30 protein-coding genes and 1 tRNA gene are annotated in these 26,073 nt (G+C 63.3%); 17 read left to right on the top strand and 14 right to left on the bottom strand.

What is annotated here, in order from left to right; all coding sequences use genetic code 11:
* The first annotated feature begins 206 nt into the window (after positions 1-206).
* Entirely contained in the window at positions 207-443 is a 237-nt protein-coding gene (locus tag AC07FD_RS01015; protein ID WP_478348280.1) for a nuclear transport factor 2 family protein, read from the top strand.
* Complete coding sequence (locus AC07FD_RS01010) at positions 407-586, top strand: limonene-1,2-epoxide hydrolase family protein (RefSeq protein WP_478348286.1); 180 nt, start codon at positions 407-409, stop codon at positions 584-586. Before AC07FD_RS01015 ends, AC07FD_RS01010 begins: the two co-directional genes overlap by 37 nt.
* A 269-nt stretch (positions 587-855) precedes the next feature.
* On the opposite strand, the gene AC07FD_RS01005 is transcribed toward AC07FD_RS01010, so the two are convergent.
* Positions 856-931: transfer RNA gene (locus AC07FD_RS01005), tRNA-Ile, on the bottom strand.
* Positions 932-1,066: 135 nt separating this feature from the next.
* On the opposite strand from AC07FD_RS01005, the gene AC07FD_RS01000 reads away from it, so the two are divergent.
* Positions 1,067-1,777, top strand: a complete 711-nt coding sequence (locus tag AC07FD_RS01000) for an SIMPL domain-containing protein (RefSeq protein WP_478348279.1) — start codon at positions 1,067-1,069, stop codon at positions 1,775-1,777.
* A 250-nt stretch (positions 1,778-2,027) separates the two neighbouring features.
* Here the strand turns inward: AC07FD_RS01000 and AC07FD_RS00995 are convergent, their stop codons facing one another.
* Positions 2,028-2,399 carry a hypothetical protein gene (locus tag AC07FD_RS00995; RefSeq protein WP_478348278.1) on the bottom strand — a complete coding sequence of 124 codons (372 nt, stop codon included), beginning with the start codon at positions 2,397-2,399 and terminating at the stop codon, positions 2,028-2,030.
* Positions 2,400-2,671: 272 nt separating this feature from the next.
* Entirely contained in the window at positions 2,672-3,118 is a 447-nt protein-coding gene (locus AC07FD_RS00990) for a YcgN family cysteine cluster protein (RefSeq protein WP_478348285.1), read from the bottom strand.
* A gap of 197 nt (positions 3,119-3,315) precedes the next feature.
* On the opposite strand from AC07FD_RS00990, the gene AC07FD_RS00985 reads away from it, so the two are divergent.
* The 4 genes from AC07FD_RS00985 (at position 3,316) to AC07FD_RS00970 (ending at position 6,987) form a co-directional block, all read left to right on the top strand.
* Entirely contained in the window at positions 3,316-5,556 is a 2,241-nt protein-coding gene (locus AC07FD_RS00985; RefSeq protein ID WP_478348277.1) for an OmpA family protein, read from the top strand.
* A gap of 321 nt (positions 5,557-5,877) precedes the next feature.
* A complete protein-coding gene (locus AC07FD_RS00980) occupies positions 5,878-6,393 on the top strand; it encodes a TIGR00645 family protein (RefSeq protein ID WP_478348276.1) in 516 nt (171 codons plus the stop codon).
* 67 nt (positions 6,394-6,460) lie between these two features.
* Positions 6,461-6,697: a type II toxin-antitoxin system ParD family antitoxin gene (locus tag AC07FD_RS00975; protein ID WP_478348275.1), complete on the top strand. Its 237-nt coding sequence runs from the start codon at positions 6,461-6,463 to the stop codon at positions 6,695-6,697.
* Entirely contained in the window at positions 6,694-6,987 is a 294-nt protein-coding gene (locus AC07FD_RS00970; protein ID WP_478348274.1) for a type II toxin-antitoxin system RelE/ParE family toxin, read from the top strand. Before AC07FD_RS00975 ends, AC07FD_RS00970 begins: the two co-directional genes overlap by 4 nt.
* On the opposite strand, the gene AC07FD_RS00965 is transcribed toward AC07FD_RS00970, so the two are convergent.
* The 3 genes from AC07FD_RS00965 to AC07FD_RS00955 all read right to left on the bottom strand — a co-directional run bounded on the left by AC07FD_RS00965 (position 6,984) and on the right by AC07FD_RS00955 (position 9,486).
* Complete coding sequence (locus tag AC07FD_RS00965) at positions 6,984-7,850, bottom strand: SDR family oxidoreductase (protein WP_478348273.1); 867 nt, start codon at positions 7,848-7,850, stop codon at positions 6,984-6,986. The two genes, AC07FD_RS00970 and AC07FD_RS00965, sit on opposite strands and share 4 nt — an antisense overlap.
* A gap of 110 nt (positions 7,851-7,960) precedes the next feature.
* Positions 7,961-8,605 carry a response regulator transcription factor gene (locus AC07FD_RS00960; protein ID WP_478348272.1) on the bottom strand — a complete coding sequence of 215 codons (645 nt, stop codon included), beginning with the start codon at positions 8,603-8,605 and terminating at the stop codon, positions 7,961-7,963.
* A gap of 8 nt (positions 8,606-8,613) precedes the next feature.
* Entirely contained in the window at positions 8,614-9,486 is an 873-nt protein-coding gene (locus tag AC07FD_RS00955) for a S1C family serine protease (protein ID WP_478348271.1), read from the bottom strand.
* A 168-nt stretch (positions 9,487-9,654) separates the two neighbouring features.
* On the opposite strand from AC07FD_RS00955, the gene AC07FD_RS00950 reads away from it, so the two are divergent.
* Entirely contained in the window at positions 9,655-10,602 is a 948-nt protein-coding gene (locus AC07FD_RS00950) for a S1C family serine protease (protein WP_184874526.1), read from the top strand.
* On the opposite strand, the gene AC07FD_RS00945 is transcribed toward AC07FD_RS00950, so the two are convergent.
* Together AC07FD_RS00945 and AC07FD_RS00940 are read right to left on the bottom strand one after the other, a co-directional pair.
* Positions 10,565-11,509 (bottom strand): arginase family protein, encoded by a 945-nt coding sequence (locus tag AC07FD_RS00945; protein WP_478348270.1) that lies wholly within the window; start codon positions 11,507-11,509, stop codon positions 10,565-10,567. The genes AC07FD_RS00950 and AC07FD_RS00945 overlap by 38 nt on opposite strands.
* A 107-nt stretch (positions 11,510-11,616) precedes the next feature.
* Positions 11,617-12,033 carry a VOC family protein gene (locus tag AC07FD_RS00940; protein WP_478348269.1) on the bottom strand — a complete coding sequence of 139 codons (417 nt, stop codon included), beginning with the start codon at positions 12,031-12,033 and terminating at the stop codon, positions 11,617-11,619.
* Between the two features lie 66 nt (positions 12,034-12,099).
* Here AC07FD_RS00940 and AC07FD_RS00935 point away from each other — a divergent pair, with 66 nt between their 5' ends.
* Positions 12,100-12,726: a TetR/AcrR family transcriptional regulator gene (locus tag AC07FD_RS00935; RefSeq protein ID WP_478348268.1), complete on the top strand. Its 627-nt coding sequence runs from the start codon at positions 12,100-12,102 to the stop codon at positions 12,724-12,726.
* Here the strand turns inward: AC07FD_RS00935 and AC07FD_RS00930 are convergent.
* Complete coding sequence (locus AC07FD_RS00930; RefSeq protein ID WP_478348267.1) at positions 12,659-13,615, bottom strand: LysR family transcriptional regulator; 957 nt, start codon at positions 13,613-13,615, stop codon at positions 12,659-12,661. The two genes, AC07FD_RS00935 and AC07FD_RS00930, sit on opposite strands and share 68 nt — an antisense overlap.
* A 112-nt stretch (positions 13,616-13,727) precedes the next feature.
* On the opposite strand from AC07FD_RS00930, the gene AC07FD_RS00925 reads away from it, so the two are divergent.
* On the top strand, positions 13,728-14,363 hold the full coding sequence (locus tag AC07FD_RS00925; RefSeq protein WP_478348266.1) for an FMN-dependent NADH-azoreductase: 636 nt from the start codon (positions 13,728-13,730) through the stop codon (positions 14,361-14,363).
* Between the two features lie 53 nt (positions 14,364-14,416).
* Here AC07FD_RS00925 and AC07FD_RS00920 read toward each other — a convergent pair whose 3' ends face one another.
* From AC07FD_RS00920 to AC07FD_RS00910, 3 genes are all read right to left on the bottom strand, one after another.
* Positions 14,417-15,643, bottom strand: coding sequence for an ROK family transcriptional regulator (locus AC07FD_RS00920; protein WP_478348265.1), 1,227 nt, complete (start codon positions 15,641-15,643; stop codon positions 14,417-14,419).
* 133 nt (positions 15,644-15,776) lie between these two features.
* Positions 15,777-16,799, bottom strand: a complete 1,023-nt coding sequence (locus tag AC07FD_RS00915) for an SIS domain-containing protein (protein ID WP_478348264.1) — start codon at positions 16,797-16,799, stop codon at positions 15,777-15,779.
* A complete protein-coding gene (locus AC07FD_RS00910) occupies positions 16,800-17,732 on the bottom strand; it encodes a BadF/BadG/BcrA/BcrD ATPase family protein (protein ID WP_478348263.1) in 933 nt (310 codons plus the stop codon).
* 142 nt (positions 17,733-17,874) lie between these two features.
* On the opposite strand from AC07FD_RS00910, the gene AC07FD_RS00905 reads away from it, so the two are divergent.
* The 5 genes from AC07FD_RS00905 to AC07FD_RS00885 are packed head-to-tail and all read left to right on the top strand — an operon-like array spanning position 17,875 to position 22,960.
* A complete protein-coding gene (locus tag AC07FD_RS00905; RefSeq protein WP_457155289.1) occupies positions 17,875-19,125 on the top strand; it encodes an extracellular solute-binding protein in 1,251 nt (416 codons plus the stop codon).
* 1 nt (position 19,126) lies between these two features.
* Positions 19,127-20,062 carry a carbohydrate ABC transporter permease gene (locus AC07FD_RS00900; RefSeq protein ID WP_477398704.1) on the top strand — a complete coding sequence of 312 codons (936 nt, stop codon included), beginning with the start codon at positions 19,127-19,129 and terminating at the stop codon, positions 20,060-20,062.
* The gene (locus AC07FD_RS00895) at positions 20,059-20,907 is read left to right on the top strand and encodes a carbohydrate ABC transporter permease (protein WP_095090991.1); all 849 of its coding nucleotides are present in this window, start codon (positions 20,059-20,061) and stop codon (positions 20,905-20,907) included. Before AC07FD_RS00900 ends, AC07FD_RS00895 begins: the two co-directional genes overlap by 4 nt.
* Positions 20,908-20,923: 16 nt before the next feature.
* Positions 20,924-21,856 (top strand): 3,5-dioxohexanoate:acetyl-CoA acetone transferase, encoded by a 933-nt coding sequence (gene kce / locus AC07FD_RS00890; protein WP_478348262.1) that lies wholly within the window; start codon positions 20,924-20,926, stop codon positions 21,854-21,856.
* A gap of 45 nt (positions 21,857-21,901) precedes the next feature.
* On the top strand, positions 21,902-22,960 hold the full coding sequence (locus AC07FD_RS00885; protein ID WP_478348261.1) for an ABC transporter ATP-binding protein: 1,059 nt from the start codon (positions 21,902-21,904) through the stop codon (positions 22,958-22,960).
* Between the two features lie 62 nt (positions 22,961-23,022).
* On the opposite strand, the gene AC07FD_RS00880 is transcribed toward AC07FD_RS00885, so the two are convergent.
* Positions 23,023-23,322 (bottom strand): AzlD family protein, encoded by a 300-nt coding sequence (locus tag AC07FD_RS00880; protein ID WP_095090988.1) that lies wholly within the window; start codon positions 23,320-23,322, stop codon positions 23,023-23,025.
* Positions 23,319-24,053 (bottom strand): AzlC family ABC transporter permease, encoded by a 735-nt coding sequence (locus AC07FD_RS00875; protein ID WP_478348260.1) that lies wholly within the window; start codon positions 24,051-24,053, stop codon positions 23,319-23,321. The genes AC07FD_RS00880 and AC07FD_RS00875 overlap by 4 nt, the downstream gene beginning before the upstream one ends.
* Before the next feature lie 171 nt (positions 24,054-24,224).
* On the opposite strand from AC07FD_RS00875, the gene AC07FD_RS00870 reads away from it, so the two are divergent.
* Positions 24,225-24,683 carry an Lrp/AsnC family transcriptional regulator gene (locus tag AC07FD_RS00870; protein ID WP_478348259.1) on the top strand — a complete coding sequence of 153 codons (459 nt, stop codon included), beginning with the start codon at positions 24,225-24,227 and terminating at the stop codon, positions 24,681-24,683.
* Between the two features lie 183 nt (positions 24,684-24,866).
* Positions 24,867-26,069 carry an MFS transporter gene (locus AC07FD_RS00865; protein ID WP_478348258.1) on the top strand — a complete coding sequence of 401 codons (1,203 nt, stop codon included), beginning with the start codon at positions 24,867-24,869 and terminating at the stop codon, positions 26,067-26,069.
* Positions 26,070-26,073 lie beyond the last annotated feature (4 nt).

Genomic DNA, 26,073 nt, shown 5'->3' with positions numbered 1-26,073 from the left:
CTCTGTGCAGAGCCTAGAAGCCCCTCGATGCCGGAGAAGGTGTCGCCCTCGGCATCGCCGCCTTGAGCAAGACCCGTCATCAGGCTGACGTTCACAACATGCTCGTAGCTCAGCGTATCAATGCCGGCGCCGCCGTTGAGCACGTTGTTGCCGCCATCGCCCTCGAGGGTGTCGCTCGCTCACTCCAAAAGATAAAGGAAGCAGCAATGCCCACACCGACCGAGAACGTCATCGCCTTTGGCGCCGCTTGTTCCAGGGATCATGGCAGAAGCGCCATTCGTCAATGGTTCACGCCACACACCGTTTGGGTCAATGAAGGCGTTAGCGTCACGACCGGTATCGAAGAAGCCATTGCGATGATCGAAGGGGCCGAAAAGACGTCCGGCGTCGCGACAGTCCACTTCGACTGCGGGCTATCGCTGCAAACGGAAATCGTGTTCTGATCGAGCGACTGGACCGGTTTGAGCGCGCCGACGGAAGCGAGGTTTTAGCAGCGAAGGTGATGGGCATCTTCGAGCTGGACGGCAATCATATCGTCGCGTGGCGAGATTATTTTGATATCAGCATCATCTCGAAAATGGCTTAGGGTTGGCGCTATCGCCTGCACTTGATGAAAAGCCAAGCTACGCCGTCGCATCCATTGACCTGATCTCGTCTGCCTGGAGAGTTGAGATCAGAACGCCGGGTCATGGATCGCCTTCACAGCCGAAAAGGGAGGCCTCTGGCAGCCCGCTTCATCGCCGGCTTGTCAGGGGAATGTGGTGCTCTGTTTTTCTTTTCCAGAAGGGGGTTCGAGTCCATGTTTTGGGCCCGTTGATAAAAATATAAAGAAATCAATATATTAGACTGGTATTTTGGTGGGCCCGGAGGGACTCGAACCCCCAACCAAGCGGTTATGAGCCGCCGGCTCTAACCATTGAGCTACAGGCCCCACGCGGGCTGGATTAATGTTTTTCGCATCGCGGCACAAGGCTTTCCCGTCGGGCTTCCACGGATCGCCCAAATCAACCCATAATCGCGCTCTACGCGACCTCTGCGACTTTGATCGCGGACCAAGGAGATTTTCATGACCAGACGCCTGTTGCCTCTCGCGCTCGCCGCTGCAATCGCTTTTCCGGCTATGGCTGGAGCCACCGATTTGCCGACGCCGCCGCGCATCGTTGTGTCAGGCGAAGGCGAAGCGACCGTAGCCCCCGATCTGGCGATCCTGACGCTCAGCGTCATGCGCGAAGCCAAGACCGCGCGCGCGGCACTCGACGCCAACAACGACGCCATGGCCGCCGTGATCGCCGCCATGAAGTCGGCCGGCATCAAGGACCGCGATCTGCAGACCGCCGGCATCCAGATCAACCCGCGCTACAACTACACCAACAAGCCGGATGGCAGCCAGGAAGCCGAACTCGTCGCCTATCAGGTGACCAACACGCTGTCGGTGCGGGTGCGCGATGTCGACAAGACGGGCGAGATTCTGGACAAGGCGGTATCGCTCGGCGTCAACCAGGGTGGCGGCATAACCTTCACCAACGACAACCCGGCAGCGACCGTCACCGAAGCCCGCAAGAAGGCGGTGGCCAACGCCATGGCCAAGGCCAAGACGCTTGCCGAGGCGGCCGGCGTCAGCCTCGGCCGGGTGCTCGAAATCACCGACCAGAACATCGCGCCAACGCCAATGCCGATCAACGCCAAGGCCTTCGATGCCGCGGCGGGCGCGGCTCCGGTGCAGGCCGGCGAGAATTCCTACAACGTCCAGGTCACCGTCACCTTCGAACTGAAGTAGGCGCCTGACGATCCATGGCTGGGCTTGCTCGGCGATGGATCCACCAGCAGCCGACACCTGCATGAAAAACCCCGCGGGATTGCTCCCGCGGGGTTTTTTCGAGCCACGCCCTTCCAGCAGGAAAGGGGCTCGGCTACTCCCAGCTGATCCTCGCAGAAGATCATGCTGCCCGGCTAACCCTCGATGAGGGTCATGCCGCCAGGCTGATCTTTGAAGGAGATCATGCCCTTGTATTCAAGCCGACCCGGCCTCAGCGATAGATAACCGGGCAGCCGCGATCGTTGGCGAACACGACGACGACGCGGTCGCCGTACTGTCGGCCCATCACCTTCACAGTACGACGGTTGACGTCGAGGATGCGGACGCGGTGGAGACCCATGCGTTCGGCCTTGTCGAGCGCGCGGTCCGGCGAACAGCCACGGCGCCATTCGCCGCGGCGTTCATCACCCCGACGTTCATCACCGCGGTGGCGATAGCCGTCGTCGCCGGCATAGACGCCGAAGCGCGTGTCGTTGTTGTTGCCGAAGCCGAGATAGAGGCTGTCGGCATGGGCCGGGATGGCGGCCAGCGTGCCGAGACCGACCAGAGCCGAAAGGGCTGCCGTCTTGATCGTGTTGAACATTGTCTTCTCTCCTTGTTGCGGGCTTTCGCCCGTCCTCGTGAACCGATGGGGGGAGAATGCACTTGGCTGTCTGAACTCATTGCGAACCGGCCGTTCATCTCCGGTTCATGTGGCGGAAAGGCAATTCCCCGGCCATCTACCATCGTCCACGGCAGGGGTGAATGCCACAAAACGCCTCACTCAGTGCCCGGGCCCCAATCCAGCTGATTGGCTGAAGACCAGCTTGTTCGTTCCAACGCGGAGCCCTACGGCTCGTCGTCCCGGCGCGAGCCCTACGGCTCGTCGTCCAGCAGGTAATCAAAATAGTCTTCCGGCTCGGCGAGATCGGTCTCGCTTGCCTTGACCCGCCCGCGCATCGACATGCCGGCCTCATGCACGGTCTCGGCGCTGCCCGACACCAGCCGGTGCCACCAGTAGAGGTCATGGCCCTCGGCCACCAGCCGGTAGGCGCAGGTGCTGGGCAGCCAGCTGATGGTGCGAACGTTCTGCGGCGTCAGCCCCACGCAGTCGGGAACGCGCGACAGCCGGTTGGCGTAGTCCGAACAGCGGCAGCTCTGCGCGTCGAACAGCCGACACCCGACACTGGTCCAGTAGATCTCGCCGGTGTCCTCGTCCTCGAGCTTTGACAGGCAGCATTTGCCGCAGCCGTCGCACAGCGACTCCCACTCGGCCGGGCTCATCGCCTCCAGCGCCTTGGTTTTCCAGAATGGCGTTTCCATTCCCGGCATGTGGCCCCAGCCGCCGGCAAGGTCAAGCGCGGCAACGGCCGGAATGCGGCGGTCGCCAGGTGAATGACACGAAGTTGCCTTCAAAAGGCCGGCCAATCGCCCCGTACGGCGTCTATCGCAACCAAACTGGAACCAATCGGCGCAAGATCGGTTTCGGCAAGGATGGGACCCCATAAGGAGAGTTTTCGATGAAACGCCAACCACGGATTCTGGCAGGCACCGCACTTGGCCTGCTGATGGCATCCGCGCCGTTGGGCGCATTCCCGCTTCAGGGAACTGCCGCCTTCGGCCCCGCCCAGCACACGTCAGCCGCGTTCATTTTGGCGCAGGCAGCGTGCGCCGAGGGCGAATCGGCCGAAGCCTGTGCGCAGAAGCAGCCGAAACAAAGGGAGCGGAAGAAGGCCGAGCCAGAGCAGCAGGCGGCGCCCGCAGCCCAGAGCGAGCAGGAGCAGCCGCCCAAGAAGCGTGAGAAGCAACAGCAGACGGAGTCCGCCCCTGCCGAGCAGGCCGCTCCGGCTGTCGAAGAGCAGCAACCTCGGAGGAAGAAGCGCGATCAGCAGCAGCAGCAGCAGCAGACTGAGCAGGCGCCGGCCGAGCAAGCCGCTCCAGCCGCCGAAGCGCAGCAGCCGCGCAAGAAGAAGCGCGAACAGCAGCAGACCGAGCAGGCGCCGGCCGAAGCGGCACCCGCAGAGCAGGCCGCTCCAGCCGCCGAAGCGCAGCAGCCGCGCAAGAAAAAGCGCGAGCAGCAGCAGACCGAGCAGGCGCCAGCCGAAGCGGCTCCTGCCGGCCAGGCCGAACCGGCCAACGACAACCAGCAGGGCGAGCAAGCCAAGCCGCGCAAGAAGCACAAGCAGGATCAGCAGGCCGAGCCGACCACGATAGCGCCGGCCGTCGAGCCCGCGCAGAAGCCTGAGAAGCAGAAGAAGCCTGTCGAAACGGCCAAACCGGCCGTCGTGCCGGAAGCCGCCCCGGCACCGACCGAGAAGCAGGCTCCGGCCGAAGTGGCGAAGCCCAAGGTCGAACCGGCTCCCGCCGGCGAACAGCCAGCGGCCCAGGGCGAGCAGCCGCAGGACAAGACCAAGAAGCACGGTAAGAAACCGGTTGGCGAGCAGCCTGTCACCGGCGAGCAGCCTGCCACGGGCGAACAACCGGCCAATGGCGAAAAGCCTGCCATAGCCGAGCAACCGGCCAATGGCGGCAAGGCGGCGCCTGTCCAGGGCGAAGCGCCTGCCGATCCGAACGCCGCTCCCATCCTGGACAGCCAGAAGGATGCCGAGCGCAAGGGCGGCAAGGACCAGGGCCGCAGGAAGCCCGCCAACCAGAACGGCCAGCAGAATGGCGAGCAGCAGAATGGTGGGCAGCAGAATGGTGGGCAGAACGCCCAGCAAGGTGGCGATCAGGGCCGCAAGCCCGTGGTCGCGCCTGTCGATCAGGGTCCGCCGCCCACCGACGACAAGGCCGCCCAGCAGGAGATCAAGCCCGAAAAATTGGTCCCAGTGACGGAGGAAAAAGGCAAGCGTGTCGATCGTGCACCCGACGAGAATATCCGCGACCGCCGCCGCCCCAAGGGCGTCGACGTGCTCAAGGAAATCGGCGACCGCGTCATCATCCAGCTCAACAACCAGACGATCGTCCAGAGCAATGACGGTCCGCGCATGAACCGTGGCGCCAAGGACGTCTACTACGAGGATCTGCCGCAAGGCCGCACACGCGAGACAGTCGAGCGCGGCAATGGCGTCCAGATCGTCACCATCCGCAACCGCTACGGCGATGTCATCCAGCGTTCGCGCATCACCCCTGACGGGCGCGAATACGTGCTGAGCTACGTCGACGAGCAGGACTATCAGGATGAGGGCGATTGGCGCGATCCCGGCGACGACCTGCCGCCGATGCGACTGACCATCCCGCGCCGGCAGTACATCCTCGATTCCGAGGACGTCGAAAGCCCGGACGACTACTACACCTTCCTCGAACAGCCGCCGGTGGAGAAGGTCCAGCGCCTCTATTCGATCGACGAGGTCAAGCGTTCCGCCCGCGTGCGCGACATTGCACGCCGTGTCGACCTCGACACGCTGAACTTCGAATTCGGTTCGGCCTCGATCTCCGACACCGAGGTGCAGAAGCTCGAGGGTGTCGCCAGCGCGATGGACAAGCTGCTGAAAAAGAACCCGGCCGAGACCTTCCTGATCGAAGGCCACACGGATGCCGTCGGCACGCCAGAGGCGAACCTTGCCCTGTCCGACCGCCGCGCCGAAGCGGTGGCGGAGGCCCTCACCAATGCCTTCGGCATTCCGCCGGAGAACCTGACGACGCAGGGCTATGGCGAGGAGTATCTGAAGGTCAACACGGCCGCGCCAAACCGCGAGAACCGGCGCGTCGCCATTCGCCGCATCACCTCGCTGGTGGCGCCGGTCGCCAGCAACAATTAGGTCATGATTTCAAAACCATGACCTGGTTTGCGGACTCTGCACGAGAAACAGCCATCCCCGGTCCTGCCGGGGATGGTTCGACGTGCCAGGTTCAACAAGAATTGTACCGGCATTAGCGCCGGCTCATTGAATCGTGGGTTCACCCACCCCAGATTCTGGGCAGGGCGTTCCCTGCCCCGTCCCGACTCCAGCGGGACGCATTGAACCCCGCCGGTCCCTCGCCGGCGGGGTTTTTTTGTCTTGCAAACAGGGGCAACCTGACCGAAATACGGCCTACCGCCCGCGGCCCACTATTCCAATCGAACCAATCGGAACCACTCTATGAAGCGTCTCGAACTGGCCATCGAATCGATCATCCTTGCCTCGCGCTGGCTGCTGGTCGTTTTCTATCTCGGGCTGGGCGTGGCGCTGGCAATCTATGCGCTGTCCTTCGGCAAGAAGCTCTACGAGTTCGTCACAGTGGCCTTGGCGCTTGGCGACACCGACACGATCCTGAAGATGCTGGGGCTGATCGATGCCGCACTGGTCGCCTCGCTGGTCGTGATGGTCATCATCTCGGGCTACGAGAACTTCGTCAGCCGCTTCGACGATGAAGACGGCGGCGTGCATTGGCTGGGCACGATCGATGTCGGTTCGCTGAAGGTAAAGGTTGCCTCGACCATCGTCGCCATCTCCTCCATCCACCTCTTGCAGGTGTTCCTCAACTCGTCTTCCTATTCGACCGACCAGTTGATGTGGCTGACCATCATCCACCTCGCCTTCGTCGTCTCGGCCTTCATGCTCGCCTATATCGACCAGCTGATGGGCCTGAGCAAAGGCAAGAAGGACGAGGCGTGACGGCGCACTCCTGTGCTTGTTAGCGTTCGGGAAAATTGATACCATCTATTGGTATTGGAGATTTATCATGCCCAAGAACACCTCCATCACCCTAGGTGATCAGTACGATGCCTTTATCCAGCGGCAGATAGCGAACGGGCGTTTTGGGTCGGCAAGCGAAACCGTTCGGGCCGGCCTTCGTCTTTTGGAAGAACAGGAACTCAAGCTTGAGCAACTCCGGTCTGCCATCGATGAGGGAGATTTGTCAGGCGATCCAGAGCCATTCGACTTCGATGCCTTTCTGGAGTCAAAGAAGCGCGGATGAAGCGAACCGTCAGGTTCTCACCAAAAGCGAAAGCAGATCTTGACCAGATTTGGGACCATTCCCTGAAGGAATGGGGTCCCGAACGAGCGGAAGCCTATATCCACGCCATTCGCTCAATCATAAATTTGATAGACCAATTTCCAGAGATGGCTAAAAATGCGGAGAATATTCGCCCCGGCTTGCTGAAATATGCCGTAGGCTCTCACGTGCTATTTCTACGAATGGCCAATCGATCCATCGATGTTGTACGCGTTTTGCATCAGCGAATGGACTACCCTAGGCATCTTTAAAACGTATTCCTGATCTTAGTATCAGAATTCGCAAACACCTCGTCCGGCACGAAGAAGTCGCCGGCCAACGGTCCGGTGGCGCCTGGCGCATAAATGGACAAATCGCTGACGCCCTCGGCGCGCAGCACCTCCTCGTCGATATAGAAATTGCCGGTCGCCCCGCGCGATGGCCGCATGAAGATCGCATGCGCGGCATCGGCCATGATGTCGGGCGAACGGCTCATCGCCGCCACAGTTGCGCCGCCGAGCAGATTGCGCACCGCCGCCGTGTCGATGGTCGAAAGCGGCCACAGCGAATTGACCGCGATGCCGTCCCTAGCGAACTCGGCGCTCATACCCAACGTGCACATCGACATGCCGAACTTTGCCATCGTGTAGGCGACGTGGTTCTTGAACCATTTGGCCTTCATGTCGAGCGGCGGCGCCAGATTCAAAATGTGAGGATTATTAGCCAACTTCAGGTGCGGAATGCACATTTTGGAGACGAGGAAGGTGCCGCGCGTGTTGATCTGGTGCATCAGATCGTAGCGCTTCATGTCGGTTTCCAGCGTGCCGGTGAGTTGGATGGCGCTGGCATTGTTGACGCAGATGTCGATGCCGCCGAACTTTTCGACGGTCCTTGAAACCGCCTCGGCAACCTGTGCTTCCTCGCGGATGTCGCACAGCACAGGTAGCGCCTTGCCGCCGGCCTGCTCGATCTCTTCAGCCGCGGTGTAGATCGTGCCCGGAAGCTTCGGATGCGGCTCGGCGGTCTTGGCGGCGATCGTCACATTGGCGCCGTCACGCGCGGCGCGCAGCGCGATCGCCAGCCCGATGCCGCGCGACCCGCCGGAAATGAACAGCGTCTTTCCCTTGAGCGACATTTCCTTGCGCCTCCCTTGCAACACAGCAGGCGCGAACCTTTGCGCGGCAGGCGACCACAGCGCAAGGTCCGACGCGCTGGACGCCGAGTTACGCTGCGTAGGGTTTGTGACTAAACCAGCACCAGCCCCTGGCGCATCGCGATGGCGATCGCGTCTGTGCGGTTGGCGGCACCCAGCTTGATCAGGATCGCGGCGACATGGAACTTCGCCGTGTGCACCGAAATGTTCAGCCGCCGCGCGATCACCTTGTTGGGTGCACCCTCGGCCAATAGCGCCAGCACTTCCGCTTCGCGCGGCGACAGCGAAGGCCGGGCGGCGTGCTCGTCGGAGGCTTCGTCGTCAAACGGCTCGCCATCGCCGGCCTCGCGATCGCCGGCATGGAAATCCTCATGGCGCCCGCGTCCGCCATCGCTCGATACGCGATAGCCGGCCGCCGCCAGCCGCGCTGCCGCTGCAATCAACAAATCGTCCGCGCCCGCAGGCATCACGGCCAACACCTCGCCGGCAGACCGCTCGCCGCTGCCCGACAGCAGCACTCGTGGCGTGGAGGCCGGCACGGCATCACCGCTGTTGTCGTCAACGATGGCGACATCGGCGGTACCGCCGCCGGCCACGACCGGCAGCAGGTCTTCGCTGGCGGCAAACGACGCAGCCAGGCGCTCGGCGCGAGCCGCGTCGCCAAGCGCAATCAGCACCACCAGCCGCCGCGAGGCGGCACCGTCATGCATGATCCGGTCGCTGGTGAGCGTGTCCATCACTCCTCTCAGGAAAGCGGCTTTTCGCCGATCGTCAGCGCGACATCGCGCTGTTCGCCGCCGCGCACGACACCGAGTGTCACCGCAACGCCGGCGCTGTCAGGCCCGAGCCTGCGGATCAGGTCGCGCGGACCGTGCACGGCCTCGCCATTCCATGCCACGATGATGTCGCCGAGCGAAAGACCGGCGGCCTTGGCCGGACCCTCGTCGTCGAGGCTCATCACCATCGCGCCATGCGCGTCGCGGTCGCGCACCGGGTGCAGCCCAGCGCCGAGATAGCCGCGCGCGACGTGACCCTTTTCGCGCAAGGTCGCAACCGCCCGCTCGATCGTCTCGTAAGGCATCACCAGTGCCCGGTGGCGCGGCCCGAACAACAGCATACCGATTAGCGCACCCTTGGCGTCGAGCACCGGGCCGCCCTCGAATCGGCCGCCGGCGCCAACGGCCAGATTGATGCGCCGGTCGATGGTACCGCCGCGCATCGAGCGCCAGGCAGGGCCGACCTCGCCGACCGAGCCCGATACGGCCAGCGCCGAACCCTGACTGTTGCCGATGGCGATGGCGATGTTGCCAGGCCGAACCGCGTCCGCCTTGGCAAGTGAAGGCGCCGTGGCCTCATCAGCCGGCTTCAGCAGGGCGACGCCGGTCGATGGATCGCGGCCGATGAGTTCGGCCTTCACCGTCTCGCCCGAGCCCAGCGTCAGCTCGATCTCCTCGCCTGCCTCGACGACTTCCTCGGCGGTGACGAAATAACCGTCGCGCCAATGGAAGGCGCTTGCCGTGCGATGATGATGCGTGGCGAAACTCGCCGTTGCCGGCGCCGCCTTGGCGGCGAGATCGGCGATGGCCTGGGAAAAGGCACTCAGATTGAAATCGCTCATATTGGTCTCCTGGGTTTCTTCATGCCCCAGATATCGCTCGGCAGCGCGCTTGGAGGTACTCGCCTGACGGCTAGTTGGCGGTTTGACTGGCCATCTGGTCAGGTCGCGGCGGTTCCAGCCGCTTCGCACATATAGTCATCGTTACGACTGAAAACACGGAGCCCGCCCATGGCACTCGCCGCCGCCAAATTCCAAACCGACGACACGCTGCTCGACGCCTATTCGACGACGGTTGCCGACGCCGTCGACCGCATCGGCCCCGCCGTCTGCCGCATCGAGCGCATTGGCGGTCAGGGCGGCCATGGTTCCGGCTTCGTCATTGCGCCGGACGGACTGGTCGTCACCAATTTCCATGTCGTCGGCGACGCCAAGACGGTGCGTGTCTCGATGCCGGACGGCGCCTCCCGCGAGGGTCGCGTGCTTGGCCGCGATCCCGACACCGACATCGCGCTGGTGCGCGCCGACGGCAGCTTTGCCGATGTCGCCCCCCTTGGCGATTCCAAGCGGCTGCGGCGCGGCCAGATCGCCATTGCCATCGGCAATCCGCTCGGCTTCGAATGGACCGTCACCTCAGGCGTCGTCTCGGCGCTCGGCCGTTCGATGCGCGCCTCCACCGGGCGGCTGATCGACGACGTCATTCAGACCGACGCGGCACTCAACCCCGGCAATTCCGGCGGACCGCTGGTGTCCTCGGCCGGCGAGGTTATTGGCGTCAACACCGCCATGATCCATGGCGCGCAAGGCATCGCCTTCGCCGTCGCCTCCAACACCGCCAATTTCGTCATTTCGGAGATCATCCGTTTCGGCCGTGTGCGCCGTGCCTTCATCGGCGTCTCCGCCGATACGACGAACCTGCCACGCCGCGCAGCCCTCTTGTCCCAAGTCTCGACCAGCACGGCGGTGCGGCTGCGCAGCGTCGAGAAGAATGGCCCGGCGGCGAAGGCCGGCCTGAAGGAAGGCGACATCATCGCCGCCATCGACGGCCGCCCGGTCACCGGCGTCGACGACCTGGTGCGCCTGCTCGACGCCGAGCGCATCGGGCGTGAAACGCTGTGCACCGTCGTGCGCCGTACCGGCGTCAGCCAGGTGACGGTGACGCCGGTGGCGCGCAGCTGAGGTCTCGCAGCTCGAGCACCCGCCCAAGCAGCGACACCAGTAACGCCGCCAGTTCGCCGGTCGGGTCGAGGTCGGGATCGAAGATCGTCATGTCCATGCCGATGCAGGCAGGACCGGCAACCAGTGCGGACAGGAGAGCGACGAGATCGTCGGGATCGATGCCGGGACTGCCGGGCGAATCCACCGCCGGCATCACCGTCTGGTCGAGCACGTCAATGTCGAGATGCAGCCAGTAGGGAGACCGCGCCAGCGTTGCCCGGGTCTTTTCCAGCACCCTCGCCACGCCAAGCTCGCGCGCGGCAAAGACGTCGATCAGCGTCATGGTGGTGGAGTTGATGTCCGGCCAGGCGAAGTCGGCATCACGGCTCTCCCGTTCGCCGATCTGGATCACCCGTTCGTCGGCTACCAACGGCCCGGCAATGCCTGGCCACTCGGTCAGCAGCGGTTCGCCGCGCCCGGTGGCGAGCGCGAGGTCCATGCCGGCGGCCGAGCCGAGCGCGGCATCGGCATCGTAGTTGCCGGGATGACGGAAATCGCTGTGACCGTCGACATGCACCAGGGCCAGTGGACCGGACGGCCGTGCGGCGGCCAGCGCGCCAAGCAGGATCGAACAATCGCCGCCGACGATCAGTGGAAATTCGCCCTGCCCGATCGCGCCGGCGACAAACTCGGCAAGCTCCAGATTAAACCGGCGGATCGCAGGGCCATTGCGCAGTCGGGTGCCCGGCTGCGGTTCGGTGCCGTAGGCGGGCCGTTCGAGATCGACCACCTTGGCGGGCGCAACCACCTCGACCAGGCCGGCCTCGCTCAGCGCCTGCGGCGCCCGCCATGTCCCCGGCACATGGCCGGGCCGCAGCGGGCGAAGACCAAGGTTGGACGGGGCGCGGATAAGGCAGATTTCACGCATGGAAGAGCCGGGGTTTGCCAAGCCCATCATAGACCGCGAATGCCCTCCAGGTCACGCAGCCGGAGCCGCCGCCCATCTCTGCCGACAGTTCCTGCCAGCGACCCCATTCAGGCACCCTCGCTAAATTGCGCCTGAAACTCTGGGCTTAGCGGGATCGGCTTGATCACGTCGATCAACACGCCATTGGGGTCCTTGGTGATGAAATGGCGCTGGCCGAAGGGTTCGTCGCGCAGGCTGCACAAGATCGGCAGGCCGGCGGCGGCAATTCGTTCGTAAACTGCATCTGGATTCCTGACCTCGAAATTGATCAGCAGGCCCGATGTGCGGCCCCTCCCTTCTTCCGGGATCGTTTCATGATCGCCATGGACGATGCCGAGATTGACGCGGCGATCCTCGGCAGACTGCAAATGCACGTACCAGTCGCTCTCGAACAGAGGCTTGAAGCCGAAATGCTTGATATAGAAGGCCTTTGTGGCTGCAACATCGCCTGTCATCAGCACCGGGTAATAGCTCGTGGTCTTCATCTTTCCTTCTCCTATCAAACAACATACAGTCTGCATGTAGATTGAATTAACATACAGGCTGCATGTATGCAACGAGAATTCGCGCGCCGTTCCAACCGCGACCGCACCGAGGCGACGCGCGCCGACTTGATCGCCGCGGCGCGCAAATTGTTTACTGAAAAATCCTATGCCGAGACCGGCACGCCCGAGATCGTCGCCGCCGCAGGCGTCACGCGCGGGGCGCTCTATCACCATTTTGCCGACAAGCAGACGCTGTTCGCCGCCGTGGTTGAGCAGGAAGCGGCAGTTGTGGCTGACGAAATCGAGCGCGCCGCGCCGCCGTCGTTGTTTGCCCGCGACGCCCTGATCGCCGGTTCGGACGCCTATCTCGCCGCCATGCGCGCGCCCGGCCGCACGCGGCTGTTGCTGCTTGACGGGCCGGCCGTGCTTGGCCGCGCCGCCATGGACGCGATCGACAACCGGCATGGCAACCGCTCGCTGCGCGAGGGGCTTGTCGCGGCGATGCGGGCGCAGACGATGGCGAGATTGCCGGTCGAAGCGCTGACCGCGCTGCTGGCTTCCGTCTTCGACCGTGCAGCCCTGGCCATCGAGGCCGGTGGGTCAGCCGAGGATTATCGCGCCGTGCTCATGGCGCTGATTGATGGACTCTCTCCGGTTCCTCATCAGGCACCTCGCCCGGCTCGAACTCGTTGAAGCAGCCGAGCTGGCGCTTGAACTGCTCGATCAGCCAGGCCGCCGCCGGCTTCGGGCTGCGATCGTTGCGGTGCATGGCAAACAGTGGCGAGTTCACCTCCTTGTAGGGTTCGAGGTCGAGTTCCACCAGCCGGCCGTTTGCCAGGTCGTCGGCGATCAACCAACGCGGCAGCCCGCCCCAACCAAGCCCCTCGCGCATCAGCATGTGCTTGGTGCGCATGTCCGTCAGTCGCCAGGTGCGATAGGCAAACACGCCGTAGTCGCGCCCCTTGGTGCGCTCGGACTGGTCGGTGACGACAAGCTGTGTGTGTTCGCGCACATCCTCGATCGCAACCGGTTTCGGCAGCAGCGCCAGCGGGTGGCTGGGTGCCGCGGCCGGCACCATCGACATGAAGCCGATGCGCGCAAGATGGACGTCGACCTCGCCCAGAAGGCCGCCAATGCCGAGATCGGCCTGTCCATTGACGACGTGATCCGGGATCAACCCAAGCGAGCCTATATGCAGGCGCAGCATCACGGTCGGAAACTGCGCCTCGAATGCCTTCAGCACTCGAACCAGTACTGGCGAGGGCAGTGTCGCATCGACCGACAGCGCGACTTCCGCCTCCAGCCCCTGATGGTAGCCGTCGGCTCGCGATCGGATCCGTTGCAACACACCGACCATGCGTCGCGCATCCTCCAGCATAGCCCTGCCGATCTCGGTCAGTTGCGGCTCGCGCGTGCCCTCGCGCTCGAATAGCTTCAATCCGAGCTGCTCCTCGAGATTGGCAATGCCATAGCTGATGACGGATTGGGCCCGGTTGAGCTTGCGGCCGGCAGCAGAGAAACTGCCGGTTTCGGCGACCGTCACAAAGATCTGCAGTTGGTCGAGTGTCGGGTTGGGTTGCATTGTTCCTATCCACTTTATGGATGGATAATATAGAAAATATGCCAGTTTTTCAAATGGGTCGATGGCCCCATATCCAGCGGGACAAATTATTTCAAACCCTGGAGAGCCCAAAATGTCCATCCTTCTCGTCACATCGAGCCCGCGCGGCGCGGCTTCGCACTCGACCCGCATTGCTACTGAATTCGCTGAAAAGCTCGTCGCCGCCGATCCGTCGAACACGCTTGTCGTGCGCGACCTCGTCGCCAACCCGCTGCCGCATATCGACGCCGACTATTCGACCGGCATCTACACCCCGGCTGAAGCCCGCACCCCGCGCCAGGCTGAAGTCGTCGGCGTCTCCGACGTTGTGCTCGACGAACTGTTCGCCGCCGACACGGTGATCCTCGCCACCGGCTTCATCAACTTCAACATATCCTCGACGCTGAAGTCCTGGGTGGATCACATCGCCCGCTCCGGCAAGAGCTTTGCCTATGGCGAGAACGGCCCCGAGGGCCTCGTCACCGGCAAGAAGGTCTATATCGTGTTGGCTTCGGGCGGCATCTATTCCGAAGGCGCGGCCGTGCAGTTCGATCACGCCATTCCTTATCTGCGCGGCGTGCTCGGCTTCCTCGGCATGACCGATGTCGACGTCATCCGCATCGAAGGCGTCGGTATGGGCCCTGACGCGGTGACCGCCGCGCTCGCCAAGGCCACCGCCAAGGTCGATGCCGTGGTAGCGGCCAGCCAGCAGATCTCTGCGGCGGCATAAGCCATTAATCGGCGAATTTGAAAGGCAGGCGCCTGGCGCCTGCCTTTTTGCGTTTAAGCGTCCTTTGCTTCAGCGATCATATCCGTCGTGTCTTGCGCCATCTCGGGCAAGGGCGGCAACACGACAGCCGGATGCCGGCCTTCCCGCAACATCAGCCCGAGACTGTAGTCGACGGCCAGCTTCATCGCACCGAGCGCGGTGCCACCGTCTCCCAGCGAACTGACGGCGATCCGTGTCGGCCACGCAAGTTCTGCCGCGACGCGCTCAACGTTTTCCGTCATCAGCGGGTTTCTGCCAACGCCGCCGCCAAGCACGATCAGGCCGGGATCGAGCATACCGATGCAGCCGGCCGCCAGTCTGCCAATATCGGCGGCATGACGCTCGACAGCCGCCAGGGCAGACGCCGAACCCTCCCGGGCGCGCGCGAACAGATCCTTGGCCGAGTCGGGCGGCGCGCCTTCCTGCAAGGGCCAGTCGACACGGCATCGCTCGATCAGCGCCCGCGAGCCGAGATGATGTTCGAGCCCTTCACGATAGGGCGTCTCGCTGACGGACCACGGAAACGGCATGCGGCCGATTTCGCCGGCGGCGCCGCCGGCGCCGCGAAACAGCCGTCCCTCGGTGATGAAGCCAAGGCCAACCCGCACGCCAACTTGCAGGAAGGCGAAGGTCTGGTGGCCCTGCGCGGCGCCGTAATGCATTTCGCCAATGGCGGCGCAGTTGACGTTATTTTCCAGGATGATCGGCACTTGGACATGACGCCGCAGCAGGCCAAGCACGGCGGACGGTCCGCCTGGCCTGTCGAAGCGGTCGTTGGAAACGATACGCGGCACCGCCACGGCAACGGCGCGCAACGCACGAAAACTCTTGCCCACCTTGCCCATGGTGGCATGCGTCACCGACAGCACGATGGCGCCGACCTCGTCGGGATGGCTGGATTTGGCTTCCGGTATCGGCTCTTCCGCCGCCGACAACGGCTGCCCGTCCATCGAATAGGCGACGGCGCGCACCTGGGCTGCGCCGACATCGACGCCGATCGCATAACCCGCGCCCGGACCGATGCCATAGATGGTTGCCGTGCGGCCAATGGCGCCGCGCTCCAGCCCGCGCGAAGCGACGAGCCCCAGTTCGCTCAATTCCGAAACCGCAGCCGACATGGTCGGCTTCGACAGGTCGAGCATCGCGCCGAGCTTTGGCCGCGTCACAGGCCCATGCGCGGCGAGCACACGCAGCACGGCGCGGGCGCTGTCGGTCAGATTGGGGATTTCCGCAGCCGCCATCTCTGCCTTTCGAGCTTTGCCCTGCAAATGCTGTTGCCGGTCCGTGAGAGCCAAACACGCCGCCGCGACTCACACCTCTTCAATGCCTCATTGCCGGGCGGTTTGGCAATTTTCTCGATAACTGGCGGATACGTCAGACTTCGGTCGGCGACCAAGGCTTCAGCTTGATATCGGCCTGGCGGTAGCGGAAAACGATATCTGTGAGGCCAGCGGCATCCTGCATGTCGCCGACGATAAGCTGGATGGCGATGATCTCCAGGATGGCGTCGGCGATGGCGTTGCCGAGGGCGGGAATGGAGATCACCACCAGCCTGTCTGCAGAAGCGACATCCGTGCGCCGCGTCACCAGCACCGAGGGGCAGCCGAACCCAGCGACATCGATGGCGATCTTGACCTCGCGGCCGTCGCCGATGGCGATCAGTCCGGTCGCCGCATCCTGCGATTCCATCGGCCCATGCAGATAGTTCAGCGTGTCCCATCCCGATGCCGGTACCCGAACCGCCTCACGGATCAGCATCGCCGCCTCGCCGGCATTGGCGAAACTGACACCGGCGCCGACGATATCGATGGATGTCCTGCCCTGCAGCAGCCGTGCCGCCTGTCCGGCCGCCTGCTCGGCACCAGAAAGAACGGTGGCGACCGCGATTGGCAAACGCGCCCAGTCGAAGCTGTTGCCGGCGAACCTGTCGATCAGCATGCCAAGCGCCAGCAAGGTACCGGTATAGCCAGTCGAACTCGCACCATTGTCGGCGCCCGAATCCGTGGCAAGCACGGCGCCGGTTAGATCAGCCAGCGGATTGTCGCTGCCACGGCATACGGCCAGCCGCGGTGCCTCCAACGCCTCGTGCATGACATCGGAAATTTCGCGGCTCTGCCCCGAGGCCGAAAGCGCGATGAAGGCATCCGCTGCGGCATCCGTGTGGCCATAGAGATCGGTCGGCGTGTAAGCGAAGGCCCGCATGCCGCGCGCGCGCAGATAAAGCGCCCCGGCAAGGGCGGCCTGATAGCTCGCGCCAATGCCTGCAAGCCCGATCGCCTTGCCGGCAAGGGCGTCGAGATCGAGACCATCGAGCGACGTGGCCACCGAACGCCTGCCGATCTCGAGACTTACCGTCTGGCGCGCCACCGCCTGGCGGTAGCCGATACGCTTCATCATTCAAACGGCTCCGATCTGTGAGGACACACCTTGGCCGGCAAGTAGCCGCCTGGCCAGCGCGACCCCGCCGAGCACCGGCGGTTCGCGTAGTAACACCACCTGGCTCGGCGGCGAGACTTTCGCCATGGCGTCGACAAATGCCGTCATCAACATCGGCTGCTCTGCTATGACGCCGCCGCCGGCCACGACAAGGGCCGGATTGGCGCCGCGCTCGATCAGCAGTTCGACCAATGCGGCAAGCCCTGCCCCGCCTTCCCTGATCACACGGATAGCCAGCGCCGAGCCGGCGATCGCCGCATCGAACACGGCATTGGCATGGCGGCCCCAGACCGCCGCACCGCGCGTTTCGTTGAGCAGGATGCCAAGCTTGGTCTGGTCGTCAGTACCAAGTTCCCGCATCAGCGCTCCAATCAGCGGGTCGCTGCCATCCTCGCCACGGTCGAGCGCGCGGCGGATTGCCTTGGCCGACTCCCGCACAAGGGCAGGCGCGCTGCCTTCGTCACCGAGGATCCAGCCCCATCCGCCGGCAGCCAGCATCTTGCCTTCAGCCGTGCGTGCAACCGCAATCGAGCCCGTGCCCGAGACGACGCCGATGCCTTCGACATGGCCAGCGGCCGGCACCATCAGTTCGGCATCGTTGACGACCTGCACCGCGCCGCCGGTCCTGGCCGCCAGCAGCACCTGGAAGCGAAGGCACTGTTCATCCGTGTCGCAGCCATGCGCGCCGACCGCCAGGGCAGCGGGCGCCATGCCACCGCACAGATTGGCGACGATGCCGGCCAGCTTCGTGGCATCGGTCTCCATCTGGCGGACGCGCCAGGTCTCGGTCACCAGCACCTCGTCGGCGATCGTACGTTCGCCCAGGCACACCATGATGCGCGTCTTGGTGCCGCCGATATCCACGCCTGCAATCATTTTCTGGGTCAACGACATCCACCGCACAAGCCGGACGAGCGGGTTGCCGCGTCCAATCCATATTAGTTAGGAAACTTTACAAACTATCTTTCCAGACGGCAAGAACTATGATTTGATAATCGTCGTAAAAAGCGCATCAAGCGCATTGGGAGATTGCAACATGAGCAGGAGAAGGATTGGCCTGGCCCTCGCGGCCGCGTCTTTCGCATGGGGACTCGCAGCAAGCGTGGCGCATGCTACCGACATCTCGTTCTGGACCTGGCGCCAGGAAGACAAGGCCGCCTACAACGAACTTTTCGCCGATTTCACCAAGGCCAACCCGGACATCCATGTGAAGTTCGAGTCCTTCCCGGACGAGAACTATCCGACGATCGTCTCGACGGCGCTGGCCGCCGGCAAGGGCGGTGACGTCATCCACACCCACGCTTATGGCTGGCTGGAGCAGTTCGTGAAGGCCGGCTATTTCGAGCCGCAGGACATGACCACCGTGCCCTCGCTCGCCAACCAGCCCGCCGATGCACTGGTGGCCGGCACCTACCGCGCCGACAAGAAGGTCTATTCCCTGCCCTTCGCCTCGCAGACGCTCGGTCTGTTCATCAACAAGGATGTCTTCGCCAAGGCCGGGCTCACCCCGCCGACTACATGGGATGAGTTCATCACCGTCAGCAAGGCGCTCAAGGAAAAGGGCATCTATCCCCTGGCCAACGGCATGGGCACAAGCTGGTTCAACGAGATGTTCGTGGCCATCTTCACCAACCCCTTCCTCGGCCAGGACTTTGTCACCGACCTGACTTCGGGCAAGACTACCTTCAAGGACCCGCGCTATGTCGCTGCACTCGGCAAGCTGCTCGAGCTGCGCGACTACATGCCTCCCGGTTTCGAAGGCATAGACTATGAAACCGCGGGCCAGCTGTTCATCAGCGGCAAGGCGGCGATGCTGGCCGGCGGCAGCTTCGACATTGCCACCTACCGGACCCAGAACCCGGCGATCAACATGGACTTCGTTGCCCCACCAATGGCCAAGGCCGGCGACACGCCACAAGTGACCAAATTCTTCGACGGCGGTTATGCCGTCAACGCCAAGTCGGCCAACAAGGAGGCCGCGCTCAAGCTGGTCAACTGGATGGGCACCAAGGAATTCGGCGACAAGTTCTCGGCCCTGCTCGGCAACATCTCGCCCATCAAGGGTGTCGTCATCAAGGATGAACTGCTCGCCCACGTCGCCAAGTTGAACGAAACGGCCATGCCGCATATCAATGTCGTCTACTTTCGCTTCGAGAAGCCGACGGGATCGGAGCTGCTGCAGGGCGACATCACCAAGATGATGTCGGGTTCGATCACCCCTGACCAGTTGGCCGCCGACCTGACCAACGGGCTCGCCAAGTGGTACAAGCCTTTCCAGGGCAAGTGAAATGAACAACGGCCGGCGCCACACTGCAAAAGCCTTCCCGTGGCGCCGGTCACTCTGGATCGCATCACTGCTGACGCCGGCCCTTGTGGTCATGGTGCTGTTCGTGCTCTGGCCCCTGCTCTCGGCCTTCCGCCTTGCCTTCTATGAGTTCAACGGCTTGCAGCCCACCGGCTTCGTCGGCTTCGAGAACTTCCGCAAGGTGTTGTTCGAGACGCCGTACAGCGACTGGACCTACAATGCGCTGAAGCACAACATCATCGCCTTCGTGGCACTGATGGTGTTCGAGAATGGCACCGCGTTTCTGCTCGCCTACGCATTGTTGAAGGCGTTGCCCGGCCATCGCATCCATCAGGTTATCGTCTTTCTTCCTGTCGTGCTGTCAGCGGTCATCGTCGGCTTCCTGTGGAAACTGTTCCTGCATCCGCTGTTCGGGCTGGTGAACCAGACGCTGGCGCTTGTCGGCATCGGCGCCATCCCGTGGCTTGGCAATGAATCGACCGCGTTGGGCAGCATCCTGTTCACCAACATCTGGCACTGGCTCGGCTTCCCGACTTTGGTGTTGCTGGCCGGCATGCAGCGCGTCGGCAAGGAAGTGATCGAGGCCGCCCGTCTCGACGGCGCCGGCGACTATGTGCTGATGACCCGGATCATCTGGCCGTTGATTGCGCCGAGCGTCACCATCGTCACCATCCTGACCTTCATCGGCAGCTTCAACTGGTTCGAAATCCCCTATGTCATGGCTGGCCTTACCGGCTCACCCGGCGGCGCCACCGATGTGCTCGGCCTCTATTTCTACCGCACCGCCTTCGGCAGTACGACGACGGGCATCCAGGATTTCGGCCAGGGCAGCGCACTGGCCGTGATGATGTTCATCATCGTTGCCGGCGTCACCGCAATCGCGCTTCGCTACCTGCGCCGTCGCGAGATCGAACTGTGAGCGCAGCAGCCGGCAGCCGGGACCGCGGCGAATTGTTGAAGAACGGCGCCATCCAGCTGATGCTGGCGCTCAATGCCGTCATCATGATCTATCCGCTGTTCGTCATGGTGATCTCGTCCTTCAAGACCAATGCGGAGATATTCAGTTCGCCCTTCGCCATGCCCTCGAGCTTTTCGCTGACCAATGCCGAACGTGTGTGGACCGAGACCAACTTCGTCCGCTACCTCGCCAATTCGGTCGGCATCACCACGGCGGCGGTGGCTCTGATCCTCTTGTTCAGCACCATGGCCGCCTATGCGATCGCCCGCTACCAGTTCAGGCTGAGCGCGCTGGTGCTGATGTTTTTCCTGAGCGGCATGACCGTGCCGTTGAAACTGGCGATCATCCCCCTGTTCATCCAGCTGGACACGCTGGGACTGGTCGACAGCTATGCTGGCTTGGTGCTGGTCTATGTCGCCATGGGCATTCCTTCTGCGGTGTTCATCATGACCGGCTTCCTCAGAACCTTGCCGCGCGAACTGGAAGAATCGGCGCGCATGGACGGCGCCAGCGAATTTCGCATCATGCGCTCGATCATGCTGCCGCTGGCGCGCCCGGCTCTGGTCATCGTCGCGATCCAGAACGCGGTTCCGATCTGGAACGATTTCTTCTTCCCGCTGGTGCTAATCACGTCGGACGATCTCAAGACCCTCCCGCAGGGCCTCACCGTCTTCGTCGGCGAGTTCACCACCGACTGGGGCGTGCTGTTCACCGGACTGACGCTGGCGGCACTGCCCATCACCTTGCTCTACATCGTGCTCTCGAAGCAGTTCATCTCGGGCATCACCCAAGGTGCAGTCAAATAGACGAGGATCCTTTCAAGTGGCCAACCAGAACAAGATCATCATCACCTGCGCCATTACCGGCTCGATCCATACGCCGTCGATGTCGCCGCACCTGCCGGTAAGCGCCGAGCAGATCGCACAGGCCGCGATCGAAGCCGCCGAGGCAGGTGCTGCCATCGTCCATCTGCATGCGCGCAATCCCTCCGACGGCCGTCCCGACCAGTCGACCGAGGCCTTTGCGCCGTTTTTGCAAGTGATCAAGCAACGCTCGGACTGCGTGATCAACATCACCACCGGCGGTGCCGCGACGATGAGCGTCGAGGAACGGGTCAAGCCGGCGGCGACCTTTGCGCCGGAAGTCGCCTCGCTCAACATGGGCTCGATGAATTTCGGCCTCTATCCCATGCTGGAGCGTTTCACGACCTTCGAGCACGAATGGGAGCGGCCATATCTCGAAGGGTCGCGCGATCGCATCTTCCGCAACACCTTTGGCGACATCGAGTACATCCTGCGCACCTGCGCGGAAAACGGCACGCGTTTTGAAATCGAGTGCTACGACATCGGCCATCTCTACACGCTCGCCCATTTCGTCGAGCGCGGCCTGGTCAAGGCGCCGTTCTTCGTCCAGAGCGTGTTCGGCATCCTCGGCGGCATCGGCACCCATCCGGAGGATGTTGCACATATGAAACGCACCGCCGACCGCCTGTTCGGCAATGACTACCACTGGTCGGTGCTGGGCGCCGGGCGCAGTCAGCTGCCCATCGCCACCCAGGCGATTGCGCTGGGTGGCAATGTGCGGGTCGGGCTGGAGGATTCACTGTGGATCGGCAAGGGCCAGCTGGCGAAATCCAGCGCCGAGCAGGTGCGCAAGGTGCGCCAGATCATCGAGGGGCTCGGCGCCCCTGTGGCCACCTCCGACGAGGCGCGGCAGATCCTGCAACTCAAGGGCAGCGACAAGGTCTCTTTCTGAGGCGATTTTCTTTTCCCGAGGCAGATCTTTTCCAAGGATGACACGATGAGCGCGCTTTCCATCACCGATGTCGAGAAGGCCTATGGCAAGGCGAAGGTTATCCACGGCGTGTCGGTGGACATCGCTTCGGGCGAATTCGTCACCCTCGTCGGCCCATCCGGTTGCGGCAAGTCGACCTTGCTGAGGATGATCGCCGGGCTGGAAGACATCAGCACCGGCGAGATCGCGCTCGAAGGCAAGGTCATCAACGACATCGCGCCGAAATCGCGCGACATCGCCATGGTGTTCCAGAACTATGCGCTCTACCCGCATATGACCGTGCGCGAGAACATGGCTTTCGCGTTGACGCTGAAGAAGGAAAACAAGCGCGAGATCGACGACAAGATTGCGCGCGCCGCGACAATCTTGGGACTGCAGGACCTTCTTGAGCGTTATCCGCGCCAGCTTTCCGGTGGCCAGCGCCAGCGTGTCGCCATGGGCCGCGCCATCGTGCGCGAGCCGAAGGTCTTCCTGTTCGACGAGCCGCTCTCCAACCTCGATGCCAAGCTGCGCGTGCAGATGCGCACTGAAATCAAGGCGCTGCACCAGCGCCTGGGAACCACCATCGTCTATGTCACTCACGACCAGGTCGAAGCCATGACCATGGCCGACAAGATCGTCGTCATGAATGGCGGTATCGTCGAACAGGTCGGCGCTCCGCTCGATCTCTACGACCGGCCGGCCAACCTGTTTGTAGCCCAGTTCATCGGCTCGCCGGCGATGAACATCCTGCACGGGCGCACCACCGCCGACGGCTTCACCACCGGCGACGGCATCGTCTTCCCGCTACCTGTGCTGGACCAGACCGAAAGCGCCGTCGCCTGGGGCATCCGGCCCGAACATCTCAGGCTTTCCGACAGCGGCGTGCCGGCAGTGGTCGAAGTGGTCGAGCCGACCGGCTCGGAGACCCTTGTCATTGCAAAAGCCGGCAACAACACGCTGAGCGCGCTGCTGCGCGAGCGGATCCGCGTGATGCCGGGTCAGCACGTTTTCCTGGCCCCGGACCTGACACAGCTCCATCTGTTCAACGCCGAGGGTCCGCGCATCACGTCCGCGATCCAATAGATCGCGGCGGCTACATAGACACCTATGAGAAAAAGCAGGCGCCGGTGCCTGCCTTTTTTGTCCTAGCCGATTAGATGCCTCAGAATGCCCGCCGAGGCGACCCCGATCAGCACGGTCGGCAGCATGGAGAACCGTGTTGCGGCAACAAAAGTGATGGCCAGCGCCAGAAGGTCAGCCGGGTTCCTCGACACGAAGGCCGGTGCGATCACCGAGATCAGAACGCAGCCGGGCGCCGCCTCCATCACCGCCGTGGCACGGACGCTGAGCGTGCGGTTGCGCAGCACGAGATAGCCGCCGATCCGGGTCAGATAGGTGACGCCGGCCATCAGCACGATGGTGAAAAGGGTCGTCGCGTCGATCATGCTTCTCTCCAGAAGAGCCAGGCCGAGAACAGCCCCGACACCGCGCCCGCCGCGACATACCAGGCGCCGGGAACCATGAGATAGGTCAGCGCCGCGACGACCAGGCTGACCAGCCAGGGCCGCGCGGCGGCCACGCCCTTCCACATGCCGCGCATCAACACCAGGAAGACGGCCGGGAACGCCATGTCGAAACCATAGGTCTCGACATGGCCCAACATCGGGCCGAGCAAGGCACCTAGCGTGGTGAAGGCCACCCAGGTGAGGTACATCGCCAGCGCCGCACCCATATAGTAGCGCGGACTGAAGGCTGGCGTGATACCAGCCGCGGCACGCTGCCTGGCGTCGGCAAGCCCGAGCGCCCAGCTCTCGTCGCATAGGAAGAACAGCGCCGGAAACATCTTGCGCCGCGGCAGGTGACGCAGGAACGGCGCCAATGCCGCCCCCATCAGCAGGTGCCGGCTATTGACCAGGAAGGTGATGGCGACGATGAGCACGATGTGCGGCGGCGACGTCCACAGCTGGATCGCCGCGAATTCCGAGCCGCCGGCGAAATTCAGTCCTGTCATTGCCGAGAGTTCGACAACGCTCAAGCCTTTCTGGGTGGCCTGGGCGCCGAGCACCAGCGCATAGGGGATGGTGCCGAACAGCACCGGCGCGCATGACGCCACGCCGCGGCGGAACTCGGACGTCGAACCATCGCCTGCCACCTCGACTGCCTGTGAAATGCTCATGCTTTGCCATCGGTCGGCCTCGCGGCCGCCGCTTCCGGTTGTGTTTGAAATCAGTGGTGTCGGCGGAAAACATACCCAAACCTTCTCGCAATTTGGTTGCGAAGATTGTTGTATTTCATCCAATTTTGGCATTGAGTGTCACAAATCGCCAAGGAAATGGAATCCGTAGCCATGAAACTGGATGAGATCGACAAGCGTATCCTGCGGGCACTGCAACGCGACGGCCGCATGGCCAACAACGATCTGGCCAACGAGGTCGGGCTGTCGCCATCGCCTTGCCTGCGGCGCGTGAAGCTGCTGGAGGAGGCCGGCGTCATCGACCGCTATGTCGCCGTGCTCAACCCGGCCAGCATCGGCAAGGGCCTGACCTTCTTCACCCGCATCTGGCTGAGGGCGCAGGACGAGGACACGATCGAGCATTTCGCTACCGAAGTGGCCAAGCTGCCGCAGGTGATGGAATGCTATCTGATGCTCGGCGATTGCGATGCCATGGTGCGCGTGGTGGCGGCAGGTATCGACGACTACCGCCGCTTCCAGTCGGAGCATCTGAGCCGCATCAAGGGCGTGCAGAACGTCAAGACCGATGTCCCCAGCCAGACGATCAAGTACACGTCCGAACTGCCGATTTGACATGTCGCCGAAGCGGTCTGGGACAGTGACTAACCGCCGGCAGAAAGCGGCCCGGAGCGACGGGAAAACGGCGTCACTTCAGACTGGATAAAAAATGCAACCGGATTGTAGGATCGGTCTCAGTGCCAGCGTCCTTCGGACGCAAGCAGCGCGCTGCGCTGCCCTCTGGCATGGGAGAAAAATATGAGCCTTTCCTATCGTTGGGTCATCGTCGCGGCTGGCGCGCTGATGTCCTGTGTCGCCATCGGCACGATGTTTTCGCTGGCGATCTTCCTCGAGCCGATGGCGATCGACACCGGCTGGTCGCGCGCCGGCATTTCGAGCGCCATGACCCTCAACTTCCTGGTGATGGGCCTTGGCGGCTTCGCCTGGGGCGCCCTGTCCGACCGCTTTGGCGCCCGCGTCGTCGTGACGATCGGCGCGGTGCTGCTCGGGCTGGCGCTGGTGCTGGCCAGCCGCGCCGGCTCGCTCATGACCTTCCAGATCACCTATGGCGTGCTGGTCGGCCTCGCCGCCAGCGCCTTCTTCGCGCCGATGATCGCACTGACATCAGGCTGGTTCGACACCAACCGCAGCCTTGCCGTCTCGCTGGTCTCGGCCGGCATGGGCGTAGCACCGATGACGATCTCGCCCTTCGCCCGCTGGCTGATCTCGGCCTATGAATGGCGCACGGCCATGTTCGACATCGGCATTACCGCATGGGTGCTGCTGTTGCCGGCCGTGCTTCTGGTCCGTCAGCCGCCGAAGCCAGCCATGGCCGATATTGGTTCCGCACCGGTTGCCGAAGGCGCCGGCTTTACGGTTGGCCAGGCGCTGCGCTCGCCGCAATTCATCGTGCTCGGGCTGACCTTCTTTGCCTGCTGTGCTGCGCATTCCGGGCCGATCTTCCACATGGTCAGCTATGCCATGCTGTGCGGCGTCGCCCCCATGGCGGCGGTCTCGATCTACAGCGTCGAAGGCCTTGCTGGGCTTGGCGGGCGGCTTTTCTACGGTGTGCTTGCCGATCGGCTCGGCGTCAAGCCGGTGCTGATCGCGGGCCTCGCGATCCAGGCGATCGTCATTGCCGCTTATCTCTCCATCAGCCGGCTCGAGCAATTCTATATGCTGGCCGTCATCTTCGGCGCCACCTATGGCGGCATCATGCCGCTCTATGCGGTGCTGGCACGCGAGTATTTCGGCCAGCGCATCCTCGGCACCGTGTTCGGCGCCGCAACCATGCTGTCCAGCCTCGGCATGGCGCTCGGTCCGCTGGCCGGCGGCATGGTGTTCGATGCCTACGCCAACTATTCCTGGCTGTTCATCGGCTCGGCCATCATCGGCCTTGGCGCAGTCGGCATCGCCATCGCCTTCCCGCCGCTGCCGCGCCGGGAGTTGCAGATCGCGTGATCTT

The organism is Mesorhizobium waitakense (assembly GCF_056431085.1).
Note: the sequence above shows the minus strand (reverse complement) of the source record. Positions and strands in the feature narration are given on the sequence as shown.

Excerpts from the sequence above, each read along its gene's own strand:
- AC07FD_RS00930 (WP_478348267.1), bottom strand. The coding sequence starts at position 13,615 with ATGCAACCCAACCCGACACTCGACCAACTGCAGATCTTTGTGACGGTC.
- AC07FD_RS01000 (WP_478348279.1), top strand. The coding sequence starts at position 1,067 with ATGACCAGACGCCTGTTGCCTCTCGCGCTCGCCGCTGCAATCGCTTTT.
- AC07FD_RS00880 (WP_095090988.1), bottom strand. The coding sequence starts at position 23,322 with ATGATCGACGCGACGACCCTTTTCACCATCGTGCTGATGGCCGGCGTC.
- AC07FD_RS00995 (WP_478348278.1), bottom strand. The coding sequence starts at position 2,399 with ATGTTCAACACGATCAAGACGGCAGCCCTTTCGGCTCTGGTCGGTCTC.
- AC07FD_RS00980 (WP_478348276.1), top strand. The coding sequence starts at position 5,878 with ATGAAGCGTCTCGAACTGGCCATCGAATCGATCATCCTTGCCTCGCGC.
- AC07FD_RS00905 (WP_457155289.1), top strand. The coding sequence starts at position 17,875 with ATGAGCAGGAGAAGGATTGGCCTGGCCCTCGCGGCCGCGTCTTTCGCA.
- AC07FD_RS00965 (WP_478348273.1), bottom strand. The coding sequence starts at position 7,850 with ATGTCGCTCAAGGGAAAGACGCTGTTCATTTCCGGCGGGTCGCGCGGC.
- AC07FD_RS00885 (WP_478348261.1), top strand. The coding sequence starts at position 21,902 with ATGAGCGCGCTTTCCATCACCGATGTCGAGAAGGCCTATGGCAAGGCG.
- AC07FD_RS00990 (WP_478348285.1), bottom strand. The coding sequence starts at position 3,118 with ATGGAAACGCCATTCTGGAAAACCAAGGCGCTGGAGGCGATGAGCCCG.
- AC07FD_RS00900 (WP_477398704.1), top strand. The coding sequence starts at position 19,127 with ATGAACAACGGCCGGCGCCACACTGCAAAAGCCTTCCCGTGGCGCCGG.
- AC07FD_RS00960 (WP_478348272.1), bottom strand. The coding sequence starts at position 8,605 with ATGGACACGCTCACCAGCGACCGGATCATGCATGACGGTGCCGCCTCG.
- AC07FD_RS00940 (WP_478348269.1), bottom strand. The coding sequence starts at position 12,033 with ATGAAGACCACGAGCTATTACCCGGTGCTGATGACAGGCGATGTTGCA.
- AC07FD_RS00910 (WP_478348263.1), bottom strand. The coding sequence starts at position 17,732 with ATGTCGTTGACCCAGAAAATGATTGCAGGCGTGGATATCGGCGGCACC.
- AC07FD_RS00925 (WP_478348266.1), top strand. The coding sequence starts at position 13,728 with ATGTCCATCCTTCTCGTCACATCGAGCCCGCGCGGCGCGGCTTCGCAC.
- AC07FD_RS00865 (WP_478348258.1), top strand. The coding sequence starts at position 24,867 with ATGAGCCTTTCCTATCGTTGGGTCATCGTCGCGGCTGGCGCGCTGATG.
- AC07FD_RS00935 (WP_478348268.1), top strand. The coding sequence starts at position 12,100 with ATGCAACGAGAATTCGCGCGCCGTTCCAACCGCGACCGCACCGAGGCG.
- AC07FD_RS00870 (WP_478348259.1), top strand. The coding sequence starts at position 24,225 with ATGAAACTGGATGAGATCGACAAGCGTATCCTGCGGGCACTGCAACGC.
- AC07FD_RS00945 (WP_478348270.1), bottom strand. The coding sequence starts at position 11,509 with ATGCGTGAAATCTGCCTTATCCGCGCCCCGTCCAACCTTGGTCTTCGC.
- AC07FD_RS00915 (WP_478348264.1), bottom strand. The coding sequence starts at position 16,799 with ATGATGAAGCGTATCGGCTACCGCCAGGCGGTGGCGCGCCAGACGGTA.
- AC07FD_RS00875 (WP_478348260.1), bottom strand. The coding sequence starts at position 24,053 with ATGAGCATTTCACAGGCAGTCGAGGTGGCAGGCGATGGTTCGACGTCC.
- AC07FD_RS00950 (WP_184874526.1), top strand. The coding sequence starts at position 9,655 with ATGGCACTCGCCGCCGCCAAATTCCAAACCGACGACACGCTGCTCGAC.
- AC07FD_RS00970 (WP_478348274.1), top strand. The coding sequence starts at position 6,694 with ATGAAGCGAACCGTCAGGTTCTCACCAAAAGCGAAAGCAGATCTTGAC.
- AC07FD_RS00985 (WP_478348277.1), top strand. The coding sequence starts at position 3,316 with ATGAAACGCCAACCACGGATTCTGGCAGGCACCGCACTTGGCCTGCTG.
- AC07FD_RS00975 (WP_478348275.1), top strand. The coding sequence starts at position 6,461 with ATGCCCAAGAACACCTCCATCACCCTAGGTGATCAGTACGATGCCTTT.
- AC07FD_RS00955 (WP_478348271.1), bottom strand. The coding sequence starts at position 9,486 with ATGAGCGATTTCAATCTGAGTGCCTTTTCCCAGGCCATCGCCGATCTC.
- AC07FD_RS00920 (WP_478348265.1), bottom strand. The coding sequence starts at position 15,643 with ATGGCGGCTGCGGAAATCCCCAATCTGACCGACAGCGCCCGCGCCGTG.
- AC07FD_RS01015 (WP_478348280.1), top strand. The coding sequence starts at position 207 with ATGCCCACACCGACCGAGAACGTCATCGCCTTTGGCGCCGCTTGTTCC.